At 63.6% G+C, this 12,998-nt stretch carries 12 protein-coding genes; 3 read left to right on the forward strand and 9 right to left on the reverse strand.

Annotation, left to right across the window (positions count from 1 at the left end):
* The first annotated feature begins 80 nt into the window (after positions 1 to 80).
* From LRS11_RS17310 to xopAW, 3 genes are all read left to right on the forward strand, one after another.
* Complete coding sequence (locus LRS11_RS17310) at positions 81 to 824, forward strand: response regulator (protein ID WP_260494127.1); 744 nt, start codon at positions 81 to 83, stop codon at positions 822 to 824.
* Positions 824 to 1,849, forward strand: coding sequence for an ATP-binding protein (locus LRS11_RS17315; protein WP_409519741.1), 1,026 nt, complete (start codon positions 824 to 826; stop codon positions 1,847 to 1,849). Before LRS11_RS17310 ends, LRS11_RS17315 begins: the two co-directional genes overlap by 1 nt.
* Before the next feature lie 180 nt (positions 1,850 to 2,029).
* Positions 2,030 to 2,815 (forward strand): XopAW family type III secretion system calcium-binding effector, encoded by a 786-nt coding sequence (gene xopAW, locus LRS11_RS17320; RefSeq protein WP_260494128.1) that lies wholly within the window; start codon positions 2,030 to 2,032, stop codon positions 2,813 to 2,815.
* An 81-nt stretch (positions 2,816 to 2,896) separates the two neighbouring features.
* On the opposite strand, the gene LRS11_RS17325 is transcribed toward xopAW, so the two are convergent.
* From LRS11_RS17325 to sucC, 9 genes are all read right to left on the reverse strand, one after another.
* On the reverse strand, positions 2,897 to 4,471 hold the full coding sequence (locus tag LRS11_RS17325) for a YdgA family protein (protein ID WP_260494129.1): 1,575 nt from the start codon (positions 4,469 to 4,471) through the stop codon (positions 2,897 to 2,899).
* Positions 4,472 to 4,728: 257 nt separating this feature from the next.
* Positions 4,729 to 5,811 (reverse strand): AI-2E family transporter, encoded by a 1,083-nt coding sequence (locus tag LRS11_RS17330; RefSeq protein WP_260494130.1) that lies wholly within the window; start codon positions 5,809 to 5,811, stop codon positions 4,729 to 4,731.
* Positions 5,812 to 5,869: 58 nt separating this feature from the next.
* On the reverse strand, positions 5,870 to 6,673 hold the full coding sequence (locus tag LRS11_RS17335) for a DUF4892 domain-containing protein (protein ID WP_260494131.1): 804 nt from the start codon (positions 6,671 to 6,673) through the stop codon (positions 5,870 to 5,872).
* A 7-nt stretch (positions 6,674 to 6,680) separates the two neighbouring features.
* On the reverse strand, positions 6,681 to 7,343 hold the full coding sequence (locus LRS11_RS17340) for a glutathione S-transferase family protein (protein WP_260494132.1): 663 nt from the start codon (positions 7,341 to 7,343) through the stop codon (positions 6,681 to 6,683).
* 50 nt (positions 7,344 to 7,393) lie between these two features.
* Entirely contained in the window at positions 7,394 to 8,257 is an 864-nt protein-coding gene (locus LRS11_RS17345; RefSeq protein ID WP_260494133.1) for an alpha/beta fold hydrolase, read from the reverse strand.
* The gene (locus LRS11_RS17350; RefSeq protein WP_260494134.1) at positions 8,254 to 9,060 is read right to left on the reverse strand and encodes an alpha/beta fold hydrolase; all 807 of its coding nucleotides are present in this window, start codon (positions 9,058 to 9,060) and stop codon (positions 8,254 to 8,256) included. The genes LRS11_RS17345 and LRS11_RS17350 overlap by 4 nt, the downstream gene beginning before the upstream one ends.
* A gap of 136 nt (positions 9,061 to 9,196) precedes the next feature.
* Positions 9,197 to 10,510: a branched-chain amino acid transport system II carrier protein gene (gene brnQ, locus LRS11_RS17355; RefSeq protein ID WP_260494135.1), complete on the reverse strand. Its 1,314-nt coding sequence runs from the start codon at positions 10,508 to 10,510 to the stop codon at positions 9,197 to 9,199.
* A gap of 289 nt (positions 10,511 to 10,799) precedes the next feature.
* Positions 10,800 to 11,687 carry a succinate--CoA ligase subunit alpha gene (gene sucD, locus LRS11_RS17360; protein WP_260494136.1) on the reverse strand — a complete coding sequence of 296 codons (888 nt, stop codon included), beginning with the start codon at positions 11,685 to 11,687 and terminating at the stop codon, positions 10,800 to 10,802.
* A complete protein-coding gene (sucC, locus tag LRS11_RS17365) occupies positions 11,687 to 12,853 on the reverse strand; it encodes an ADP-forming succinate--CoA ligase subunit beta (RefSeq protein ID WP_260494137.1) in 1,167 nt (388 codons plus the stop codon). The genes sucD and sucC overlap by 1 nt, the downstream gene beginning before the upstream one ends.
* Positions 12,854 to 12,998 lie beyond the last annotated feature (145 nt).

Raw genomic sequence — 12,998 nt, forward strand, 5'->3', positions numbered from 1 at the left:
CCGGCATGGCCGCCAACTGCATGACAGGCTAGGATGCCTCCCCGCCCGCCCCTGTCCTGAAGTCCTTGGAGCCTGTACCGGTGGAAGCCCTGAATGCGCACGAGCTGCGCACCCGATCGACCCGCGCCCTGATCGTCGACGACAACCTCGAACTGCGCGAGCTGCTGGGTGGCTACCTGACCCGCTTCAATATCGACAGCGAGGCGGTCGGCGATGGCAGTGGCATGCGCCGGGCCCTGGCGCAGAGCCATTTCGACGTGATCATCCTCGACCTCATGCTGCCCGGCGAAGACGGCCTGAGCCTGTGCCGCGAGCTGCGCAGCGTTTCCGACATCCCGATCCTGATGCTCACCGCGCGTTGCGAGCCGACCGACCGCATCATCGGCCTGGAGCTGGGCGCCGACGACTACATGGCCAAGCCCTTCGAGCCACGCGAGCTGGTGGCACGCATCCAGAGCATCCTCCGCCGCGTGCGTGACGACCGTGAACCGTCCCGCCAGGAAGCGCGCACCAGCATCCGTTTCGATGACTGGAGCCTGCACAGCGTACTGCGCCAGCTGCAGTCCCCCGAGGGGCTGGTGGTGCCGCTGTCGAACGCCGAATTCCGCCTGCTCTGGGTATTCCTAGAGCGTCCACGTCGAGTGCTTAGCCGCGAGCAGTTGCTGGACGCGGCCCGCGGCCGCTCCATCGAGGCCTTTGACCGCAGCATCGACCTGTTGGTCTCGCGCCTGCGCCAGAAGCTCGGCGAAGACCCGAAAGCCCCGCGCCTGATCAAGACCGTGCGCGGCGAAGGCTACCTGTTCGACGCCCGCGAGATCGCCTGATGCGCCGTGCCGACAGTCTGTTTGCCCGCCTGTTCGGCGTGTTCCTGCTGGCCATCCTGCTGGCCCATGCTTTGGCCTTCGCCTGGTTCAACCAGTACGGCCCGCCGCGCCCGCCACCCCCGCCCCATGCCGATCAACAACAATTCGGCCCACCGCCCCCTCCACCACCCCGCTTCGGCGGGCCCCTGGTGTTGCTGGCCTTCCAGCTGCTAACCCTGATCGCCGCCGCCTGGCTGGGTGCGCGCCTGCTCAGCCGACCGATCCAGCACCTGTCCGATGCCGCCGAACGCCTGAGTGACAATCTCGACAGTCCGCCGCTGCCGGAAACCGGCCCGCGTGAGGCGCGCCAGGCCGCGCATGCCTTCAACCTGATGCAGCAGCGTATCCGCCAGCAGGTGCAGCAGCGCGGACGCATGCTCGCCGCCGTATCCCATGATCTGCGCACGCCCCTGGCGCGCCTCAAGCTGCGCCTGGAACAGATCCCCAACCCGCAACTGCGCGCACGCATGGGCCAGGACCTGGGCGAGATGATCGGCATGCTCGACGCCACCCTGAGCTACCTGCACGAGCAGCGCAGCAGCGAAGCCTTGCAGTGGCTGGATCTGCAGGCACTGGTCGAATCGATGGCCGAGGATGCCCAGGACCGTGGCGCGGCCGTGCAGGTGTCTGGCCACTGCGCGCCGCTGCGGGCGCAACCCATGGCCCTGCGCTCATGCCTGAGCAATCTGTTGGAGAATGCCCTGCGCTACGCCGGACATGCCGAAATCGAGCTGAATGACAGCCGCGCGCAGGTCGAAGTGCGCGTCCGCGACCATGGCCCCGGCATCGCCGCGGAGCAGCGCGAGGCGGTGTTCGAGGCGTTCTTCCGCGTCGAAGGCTCACGCAACCGCAGCTCCGGCGGCGTCGGCCTGGGCCTGACCATCGCCCGCGAAGCGGCACGCCATCAGGGCGGCGATATCAGCCTGGAAGAAACCCCGGGGGGCGGGCTGACCGCCATCCTGCGAGTTCCACGCGGAATCCTGTAGGAGCCAGCTTGCTGGCGATGCTTTGTACGCCAATACAGATCGCCAGCAAGCTGGCTCCTACAAATCCGGCCAGTGCTGTATGGCCGCCGATACAAACACCACATACCGCCGACACAGAGCACGCCGAGGCTGACATCACCGGAGAACCCTCTCCGGTGTGATTAAACAGGAGTGACTCCCATGATCAGTGGTGTCAGCGGTTACTCGAGCTACAGCAGCTATAGCTCGACACTCGCCAGCACCCAGCGCAGCAGCACCGCCAGCAGTGGCAGTGGTGGATGTGCGGGTGGCCCGGCGAAGGTTCAGGAAAAGCTGTTCAGCATCCTCGATGGCAATGGCGACGGCAGCGTGGCCAAGGATGAGCTGGACAGCGTCCTCACGGCGGCCAAGGAAAGCGACAGCAGCCTGACCATCGATATCGACGAGTTGTTCAGCCAGCTCGATGCCAATGGCGACGGCAGCCTGGACAGCGAGGAAACCGCGGCCATGGCACCGCCGCCTCCGCCACCGGGCGGTCCGGGCGGCCCCAATCCGGAGGAAATGTTCTCCCAACTGGATGCCAACGGCGACGGCAGCATCGACCAGGGTGAGCTGGCAGCCCTCTCCGGCTCCGCGGGTAGCGACGTTTCCAGCCTGTTCAGCGAACTGGATGCCGATGGCGATGGCGGCCTGAACATCGACGAGATGGCTGCGCTCGCGCCGCCCCCACCACCGCCACCGCCACCGCCACCGCAGGGCCAGGGCAACAGCGAGGAACTGTTCAGTCAACTGGATGCCGACAGCAGTGGCAGCATCAGCCAGGACGAGCTGAGCAGCCTGCTGGAAAGCGTCGGCCAGGGCTCGAGTGCCTCCAGCAGCAGCGAGGAAGAGAACTACTCGGGGCTGATTGCCAAGCTGCTCAAGGAGTACCAGAGCAGTGCCAGCTATCAGTCGAGTATCGGCAGCCAGCTGAATATCTCGGCCTGAAACAAAACGGCCAACCGACCTGCGGCTACAGGTGGGTTGGCCGTTATTCAAACTGCGGGCGGCAAAGCTGCCCGGCAGTGCTTATTGCTCGAGTGCGGTTTCCTCGGCGGCACCTTCACCTTCCATCAGCGCCGGGTCTTCGATAACCGGAGCCTCTTCCGACATATCCCCGCCCATGCCAGCACCCAGGCCACCACCAGTGGCGAAGGCCATGGCAACGAACTCTTCGACACTCATCTGCTTGCCGTTGAAGTTCACCTGATTGTTGGCGTAATGCAGGCTGGAGACGATGTTCTCGCCTTCCACGGTGGCCAGTTCGGTGGCCACCGCCATGCCGCTGGCCATCTCGCTCATCATCGTGGCCTGCTGGGCAATGGCTTCCTTGTCGGTCTCGCCACCGATGGCCGCTTGCACGCCCACCACATCACCGATCATGGCCTTGGACACCAGCAATTTGGCGTCGAGCTGGCCGATCAGCTGCTTGGCCAGTTCCGGTGCCGGCAGTTCGAAGGACTCGGGCTTGTTCAGGTCCAGGGCCAGGCTGAAGCTGCTCTCACCGTTGGCGGTCTTGAACGAGAGTTTTTCCAGGGCCAGGCTCGGCTTGCCGGCCAGCAGCGTCTCGATGTCAGCCTTGAACAGTTCGGTCTGCTCTGCGCTCAGCTCGGGCATGCCGGTTTCGCTGTCGACCTGGCCAGCCTGGAGCAGCTCGCCGTAAAGCTCGACCAGCGATTGCAGCGCCGTGGCATCGAGGTTCTTCACGCCCCAGATCATCTGCGAGCCGCCGATGTCGTTGCCCTGATAGCTGATCATGCCGATGTCGTAGCTGTAGCGAGCAGACAGCTTGTTGTCGTTCTCGGTGGTTTCGTCGCGCTGGACGAAATCCTTGAGCAGGATCGGCTGGCTTTCACCCAGCAGCAGCTCGATGCTCTGCAGGCGCACTTCGTTGTTGCCCAGGTAGAAGTCGCTGCTGCCCTTGTGCGCCTCGCTATCGAGGGTCAGGCCCTTGAACTGCAGGGTCATGTTCTGCGCGTTATCCAGCGTGGACGTGATCACCAGGCTGTCCATCAGGCCATTGGCACTGATTTCCTGGGCATCGGCGCTGCTGTCGAAGTCGATATTGAAACCGCTGAACTCGAGAGCGCTTTGTTCGTCGATGGCCGCTTTCAGCGGCTGCAGTTGCAGGTTGCCGTCGAAGGAACGGTCATAACCCAGGCTGACCTGGCCATTGAGCGGCGACACACCGTTGCTGGCGGCAAACCATTTCTCCAGTGCCGGGCTCTGTTCCAGCGCGTAGTTGCTGGTGGCCATGACCGGCATCAGCTTGAAGGCCTGCAGGCGCGACAGCGGGAACGGGCCGTGCTCGATGCGATCGGTGACCACCCACTCCAGGTTGCTCGGCGACTCGCCATCCAGCGAACCGGAGAACTTGACGCGGTAGCGCGCGTTGCTGCTGAAGAACTGGCGCTCCAGCGACAACAGCTCGATCGAAACGTTGATACCAACGGCTGGAAGGGTCTTGGCCATTTCCGCGTTGGCCTGCTTGATCGAGGTGTCGAGCACCGCGGGAAGTTGTTGGCCGGTGTACCAGGCCCCGGCCGTGCCCAATGCACCAATGGCCAGGATGACGCCTACCGCAATGCCTGCAGATTTTTTCATGGGATGACTCGCGATTGTCCGTTGTGTGGTGTTGGTTCTTCCCTGCGCCCGCAAAAGCTTCTAACGAGCTGTTGCGCGGGCTGAGGCGAGGCAGCTGCCCCGGCTTGAACTGCCTGAGGCAGCGACAAAGCGCTGCAAGGCTAACACCGGACAAAGCCTGCGACCAAGGCTGGGCTGGCAAGAAATTGCGCAGGATGCCAACCCGGTCGAACAACCCAAGAGGCCAACAGGCGCGAGCAGATGCCCGTGCGACGGGATCAGTCGCGCTTGTCTTCGCTGATCATGGAAACGGCCTGCACGGACTCCTTCGGCTCACTGCTGACCCAGTCGCCAAGCAGGCTGAACGCCACGGCCAGCAGGGTCGGACCGAGAAACAGGCCCATGAAGCCGAAGGCCAGGATGCCGCCGAACACACCGAGCAGCACCACCACCAGCGGCAGGTTGCCACCGCGGCTGATCAGGTAGGGCTTGAGCACGTTGTCCACACCGCTGATGACGAACATACCCCAGAGACCGAGGAACACCGCAAAGCCGTACTGGCCCTGGCTGACCAGCCAGGCCGTGGCCGGTATCCACACCAGCGGCGGGCCCATGGGGATCAGGCTGAGCACGAAGGTGATGATGGCCAGCACCAGGGCACCGGGTACCCCAGCGATATAGAAACCGATCAATCCCAGCAGCGCCTGGGCCGCTGCGGTGCCAATCACCCCGTTGACCACCCGCTGCACGGTACCGGCAACCAGCTCCTGGTAATGATCGGCACGATCACCGATCAGGCGCTGCAGCATGCTTTTCACGAAAGCCGCCATGCGCGGGCCATCGCGATAGAAAAAAAACACCAGCACCAGGCTCAGTGCCAGCTCGAGCATGCCGCCACCGACCTGCGCGCTGCGCGCCAGCAGCCAGTTGCCGACCTGGCCCAGGTAGGGGCGGATGGCAGTGAACAGGGCCACGCCCTCCTCGTCGATGCGGTTCCACACCCCGACCAGGCGCTCGCCCACCAGCGGCAGATTGCCCAGCCATTGTGGCGGGTCCGGCAGGCCATCGACCTGGAAGCCTTTGAACAGCTCAGTTGCATCACGGATATGGTCGGCCAGGTTGAAGCCCAGCCAGACCAGCGGCACCGCCACCAGCACCATCCAGCAGGCGGTGAGAATGGCGGCGGCGGTGTTTTCCCGGCCATTCAGCGCCCGCGTCAGCAGCCGCATCAGCGGCCAGCTGGCGAAGGCCAGTACGGCAGCCCAGAACAGCGCCGAGAAGAACGGTGCCAACACCCAGGCGCAGGCACCGAGCAACACCAGCAGGAGGATCTGTACCAGCAGGCGATCATTGTTGAGCATTGCAAAAGTCCTGCAAAAATATCTCGGTGAACCGCCAGGCGGTCCGACTGCACATTATTCAGCGTAATTGTTGCAGCAGCAGGCCATCGGCCGTAGCCATACCCAGTTCCAGGCGGGTGGCACGCACGCCTTGCTCCTGCAGGGCCTTGATCCATGCTGCGGCGCTCGCCCCGGACAAACTGACTCGCAAGGTGCTGTCCAGGTTCAGGGTCCGCCCCAGCAATTCGCTCCAGATCTGATCCGGGGCACTCAGGTGCGGCAAGGCCAGCTCGCCATGCTCACGCAACTGGCGCAGTAAGGTAGCCGCCACCGGCAGCACGGCCGGCAATGGCGTGCTGGCATCCAGTTGTTCGGCATGCAGATAGCTGCGTCGATTACCGCGCGTAATACCGTACAAGGCCAGCAGGCTGTCCTGCTGCGGAGCGACCAGACGCAGCAGCAGATAGCTCTGGCGTTCTTCCGGGCCATACAGCTTGGCGTTATCGAAGATGTTGTTGGCCCAGAGGCTGCTGGAGCCGCACTCGCGGCCTTCGCACCAATACAGCAGCTGTGCGCCCTGCTCGAGCAAGGCATGGCGCGCCGCTGCGAGGGCCTCACGCGGCGGATGCTCGTCCGGCAAACGGTAGGTCAGCGCACGCAGGCGCCCTTCGGCCAGCACCTCGCGCTCCAGACGCAACTGGCTGCTGATGCGCTGCACCGCGCCCAGCGGGTAGCGCCTCTCCAGGCTGGCAACATCCTGATAGTCGACTATTTCGCTGCGCGCTGCGCGTGGCAGCACCTCGAGATCCTGGCTGCCCGGCATATCGGCGGCCAACGCGGAGCCGCTCAGGCACAGCAGGTAAAAAGACAGTCTGGAAAGCATCCGGCCCTCAGCGTATCAGCATGGTCTGCGCAGTTTTCACCACAGATTCTTCGTCACTTGCCCGCACGGGAACTTGCAGCCCGCGCTGCACTGCCGGGCGCGCCTCGATGGCCGCCATCCAGCGCTGCACGTGCGGCAGGCCATCGACGGCAACCCCGGCCCAGTCGTGCACCCGTACCCACGGATAGGTGGCGATATCGGCAATGCTGTAGTCACCGGCCAGGTATTCGGCTTCGCCCAAACGGGTGTCGAGCACTTCGTAGAGGCGCCGGGTTTCGTGCTGGTAGCGGTCGATGGCGCCTTGCAGTTTCTCCGGAAAATAGCGGAAGAATACGTTGGCCTGGCCCTGCATCGGCCCGATCCCGCCCATCTGCAACATCAGCCACTGGAGCACCCGCGAGCGGCCCTTGGCATCACTGGGCAGCAGTTGACCCGTCTTCTCGGCGAGGTAAATCAGGATGGCGCCGGACTCGAACACGGCAAAGTCATCGTTGCCTCTGTCGACAATCGCCGGGATGCGTCCGTTGGGGTTGATGGCAAGGAACTCGGGGGCCTTCTGCTCCTTCTTGTCGAAGGATAAGGCATGCACCCGGTAGGCCAGGCCCAGCTCCTCGAGGGCGATGGAGGCCTTGTGGCCATTGGGTGTCGCAGCGGTGTAGAGATCGATCATGCGCACTTCCCTGAACAATCTGCCCAGCCTCGGCAGTTGCAGGGGTCAAGTCAAGTCGCAGCGAAGAATCGATTGAAACAGTCTGCAACTTGCTGCGCACCCTCCTCGTCGTTCAGGTGCAGGTGATGGCCGCCAGGCAAGGTATGCACATCAAAATCACGCCCTTCGAGCAGGCTGGCAATCCGCGGCTCGACCGCCATTTGTCCCTGCGCGGCCAACACCAGGCTGACCGGGCACTGCACGCTACGCACGAACTCCTCGACATGGGCGAAGGTCAGGCGCATCACCGAGGGCAAGGTCAGGCGGATATCGGTACGCCAGGTATAACCGCCCGGCACCGGCTCCAGACCACGCTGAGCGAGCAGTTCGGCGGCGTCACGGCTCACCGCGACCACGCCCTGCATGCGCGCCTGTACTGCGCGGTCCAGATCGACGTACACCGGCTTGCGTTTGTTGCGTACCGCCAGGCGCGCACGCAACGCATCGCCCAGGCGCTTGGGCGCGCCATCTGCCTCGCCAGTGAAGGGAATCAGGCCGTCGATCAATGCCAGGCGTTCGATGCGCTCCGGCACCGCGGCAGCCAGCAGGGTCGAGATGATGCCGCCGAGGGAATGGCCCATCAGGCTGAAACGCTGCCAGCCGAGCTGCTCGGCCACCAGCAGTACATCCTCCAGGTACTCCCACATGCTGTAGCTGGAGTTGCTGGCGTAGTGCCCGGAGTGGCCGTGACCGGGGAAGTCCAGGGCGACGATGCGCAGCCCGTGCAGCTTGGGCGCCAGGCGCGCATAGGTCATGGCGTTGTCCAGCCAGCCATGCAGGGCGATCACCGGGATGCCGTCCTCGGGGCCGAACAGGTGTGCGGCCAGGTCGACATGCGGCAGGCTGAAACGGGTTTCCTCGACGCTGAAGGTCATGCGCTGCGCTCCATAGTCTGGCCCTGCCAGCGGCTGAACAGTTCGCGCAGCAGGCGTGCAGTGTCCTGCGGGCGTTCCAGGGGGAACATGTGCCCGCCCGGCATGTTGTGGTACTCACCCTGCGGCACGCGGTTGACCAATCGTGCATGGTGCGCCAGCACCACCCTGCTCTGCCGACCGCGCACCAGGGCCAGCGGCACCTGCAACTGCTGCGGGCGGCCCGGACTGGTGTGCGGCACGCTGCGGTAGATGCTGATCTCGGTGGCCGGGTCGAAGCGCAGGCGCAGGCCGCTCTGGTCAGTGCGCAGGCCATGCTGCACATAGGCATCCAGGCATTCCGGATCGAAACGGCTGAACAGCGTCTTGCCGGCAAAGTAGCTGTGCGCCTCGGCGCTATCCTCGAATACCTCGCGGCGGCCCACGGTGCGCCCGGCCGGGGTGATCCGGTCGATGAAGCCGAAGCGTTTGGCGGCGCGGATCACCAGTTGGTCGACACGGGTCAGCAACGGTGAGTCGAGCATCACCACGCCGCGATACAGATCCGGCCGGCGCAGCGCCGCATGGTAGTGCAGCACCCCGCCGAGGGAATGGCCGACACCCCAGACCGGTTGCTGCTGGGCTTCGAGGTGCGCGATCAATTCATCGACCAGGTTCTGCCAGTTGTCATCCACCGGAAAGCGCGGATCGTGGCCGTGCTGTTCCAGATACTGCACCTGGTAATCCGGCGCCAGAGCGGCGAACAGTTTGCCGTAGGTGGCGGAGGGAAAACCGTTAGCGTGGGCGAAGAACACGGATTGCGACATGACGGCGGGCTGCACGGGAAACATGCCTGAATTGTCCGGCAGTGCAGGCCAGGCAGCAATCGGCGATCCGTCGTAGATGGGTGGCACAACGGCCAAAAAACAGCAGCGACGCGCCAGAAGGCGCGTCGCAGAGAGGTTAGCAGGCTTCTGGCTGCGCTTCGCCGCGCATCCTGTCTGCAACCGCCGCCAGCAGCAGAGTCAGCGCTACCGGCACCACCCAGCCCAGCCCCTGCGCCGCCAACGGCAGCTGGGCGAGGAAGCCCGGCAGCAGCGCCTTGAAGCCGGCGGCACTGATTGCATCCGCCAGGCCGAACAGCAGGGTCACCAGCATCACCGGGATGAACACCCGCGGCGCCGAGTTCCAGAAGCGGCTGAGCAGACTCAGGCCGATCAGCACAATGGCCAGCGGATACAGACCGACCAGCACCGGTACCGACACGCTGATCAGTTGCGACAGCCCCTGGTTGGACACCAGTAGGCTGAACAGACCGAACGCCAGTACCACCTTGCGATAAGACACCGGCAGCAGCTCGCTGAAGTACTCGCCACAGGCGGTCAGCAGGCCCACGGCAGTGGTCAGGCAGGCCAGGGTGATGACCACGGCCAGCAGCAGGCTGCCCGGCGTGCCGAAGGTGAACTGCACATAGGCGGTGAGAATCTGCACACCGTTCTGCGCATCGCCGGCAATGCCCTGGCTGGTGGCGCCGAGGTAGAACAGCGACAGGTAGACCAGCGACAGACCGGTAGCGGCGATCAGGCCGGCGATCACCGAGTAGCGCGTGACCAGGCGGCTGTCGGTCACTCCGCGGCCGCGGATCGCAGTGGCGATGACGATGCCGAACACCAGCGCGCCGAGGGTATCCATGGTCAGGTAGCCCTGCAGGAAGCCCTGCACCAGTGGCATCGCCTGATAGTCGGCATTGCTCTGGCCGATCGCACCGGCCGGCGCCAGCAGCGCCGCACCACCGAGGACCAGCAATGCAGCGAGCAACACCGGGGTAATGTATTTGCCGATGCGGTCGACCAGTTGCCCGGGGTTCAGCGAGAGGAACAGCACCACGGCGAAATAGGCGGCGCTGTAGATCATCAGCGCCAGTTCACTGTTGCCACTGAACGGCGCCACGCCCATTTCGAACGAGACCACGGCGGTACGTGGCGTGGCGAACAGCGGGCCGATGGCCAGATAGACCGCCACAGCGAACAGCGTGCCGGCCTTGCGTCCGAGTGGCGCAGTGAGGTTGGCCATGCCACCGCCGACGCGGGCCAGGGCGACCACGGTGAGCAGCGGCAAGCCGACGCCGGTCAGCAGGAAACCGAGGGCGGCGGACCAGAGGTTCTCCCCAGCGGCCATACCAGCGCTGGGTGGGAAGATGATGTTGCCGGCCCCGAGGAACAGGGCAAACGTCATGAAGCCAAGGGCCAGGAGATCGGGGCCTTTCAAACGGGTCATAGCGGGAAGTACCAAGCTGGAAAACAGGGAGAAAACGCAGGTTTCCTTTGAGTTCAGGAAGCGTGCAGCGCCCGGTTCAGGCGATTCACAGGTACCCGCCGCCAGCCCTTGTGGAGCCTCGCCGGGATATATAGTTGCAAGCCTAACGATTTTAACGATAGACCGCGTCTGGCAACGGTCGGGCTGTCGATCGGACGCAACAATCTGTCGCCCCGACACAAATTTCTGATCGAATCGACAGCAATAAAAAAGGCCACCCGAAGGTGGCCTCTTTTAGATCAAGAACGCCTTAGGCGTTCTTGGCCTGCCAGCCGGTCAGCTCGGCCAGGGCCTTGCCGATGTCAGCCAGGGAACGCACGGTTTTCACACCAGCGTCCTGCAGGGCGGCGAACTTCTCGTCCGCAGTACCTTTACCACCGGAGATGATGGCGCCGGCGTGGCCCATGCGCTTGCCGGGCGGCGCGGTGACGCCAGCGATGTAGGACACCACCGGCTTGGTCACGTTGGCCTTGATGAAGGCAGCGGCTTCTTCTTCAGCGGAACCGCCGATCTCGCCGATCATCACGATCGCTTCGGTCTTCGGGTCTTCCTGGAACAGCTTCAGGATGTCGATGAAGTTGGAGCCCGGGATCGGGTCGCCACCGATGCCGACGCAGGTGGACTGACCGAAACCGGCGTCAGTGGTCTGCTTAACGGCCTCATAGGTCAGGGTGCCGGAACGCGAGACGATGCCGACTTTGCCTGGCAGGTGAATGTGACCGGGCATGATGCCGATCTTGCACTCGCCGGGGGTGATCACGCCTGGGCAGTTCGGGCCGATCAGGGTAATGCCCAGCTCGTCGCAAGTAACCTTGGCATCCAGCATGTCCAGGGTAGGAATGCCTTCGGTGATGCAGACGATCAGCTTGATGCCGCCGAAAGCCGCTTCCAGGATCGAATCTTTGCAGAAAGGAGCCGGAACGTAGATCACGCTGGCGGTGGCGCCAGTGGCAGCTACAGCATCTTTCACGGTGTTGAACACTGGCAGGCCCAGGTGCTCGGTGCCGCCTTTGCCTGGAGTTACACCACCAACCATCTTGGTGCCGTACTCGATGGCTTGCTGGGTGTGGAAACTACCTTGCGAACCGGTAATACCCTGGCAGATAACTTTGGTGTCTTTATTGATCAGGACGCTCATTACTTGCCCTCCGCAGCTTTGACGACTTGCTGAGCAGCGTCGGTCAGGCTGGTTGCCGCGATGATGTTCAGGCCGCTTTCGGCCAGGACCTTGGCGCCCAGCTCAGCGTTGTTACCTTCCAGACGAACCACGACCGGAATCTTCACGCCGACTTCTTTCACTGCACCGATGATGCCTTCGGCAATCATGTCGCAACGAACGATACCGCCGAAGATGTTCACCAGTACGGCCGCGACGTTGCTGTCGGACAGGATGATCTTGAAGGCTTCGGTCACGCGCTCTTTGGTCGCGCCGCCACCTACGTCGAGGAAGTTGGCTGGCTTGCCGCCGTGCAGGTTGACGATGTCCATGGTACCCATGGCCAGGCCGGCACCGTTGACCATGCAGCCAATGTTGCCTTCCAGGGCTACGTAGTTCAGTTCGAACTTGGCAGCATGAGCTTCACGCGGATCGTCTTGCGACGGGTCGTGGAAGGTCTTCAGCTTCGGCTGACGGTACATGGCGTTAGCGTCGATGTTGATCTTCGCGTCCAGGCAATGCAGGTCGCCGTCGGCCTTGATCACCAGCGGGTTCACTTCCAACAGTGCCAGATCGTGATCTTTGAACAGCTTGGCCAGACCGACGAAGATCTTGGCGAACTGAGCAACTTGCTTGCCTTCCAGACCCAGCTGGAAAGCCAGCTCGCGACCCTGGAACGGCTGAGCGCCGACCAGCGGATCGATAGTGGCCTTGAGGATCTTCTCGGGAGTGTCGTGAGCGACTTTCTCGATGTCCACGCCACCTTCGGTGGAAGCCATGAACACGATACGGCGGCTGGAACGGTCTACAACGGCGCCCAGGTACAGCTCCTTGGCGATGTCGGTGCACGACTCGACCAGGATCTTGGTCACCGGCTGACCGTTGGCGTCAGTCTGGTAGGTCACCAGACGCTTGCCCAGCCACTGAGCGGCGAACGCCTTGGCGTCTTCCTTGTTACGCACCAGCTTTACACCGCCCGCTTTACCGCGGCCACCGGCGTGCACCTGGGCTTTGACAACCCACTCGCTGCCACCGATCTTTTCGCAGGCCGCAGCCGCTTCTTCCGGGGTGTCAACGGCGTAGCCAGTGGAAACCGGCAGGCCGTACTCAGCGAACAGCTGCTTACCCTGATACTCGTGAAGATTCATGCTTATCTACCGTTCTTCGTTTAGGTATTGCGCATTCGGCGCTGCGCTCGAAGGCGCCGCGCCACCTGTGACTGCTCTGGTTAGCAGTCCTGGCGGACATTCCTGCAACACACCGTGTGGGGCTGCCGCGGGCCGTACGCCATGG

This window comes from Pseudomonas sp. J452 (genome assembly GCF_024666525.1).
Taxonomy (GTDB): Bacteria; Pseudomonadota; Gammaproteobacteria; order Pseudomonadales; family Pseudomonadaceae; genus Aquipseudomonas.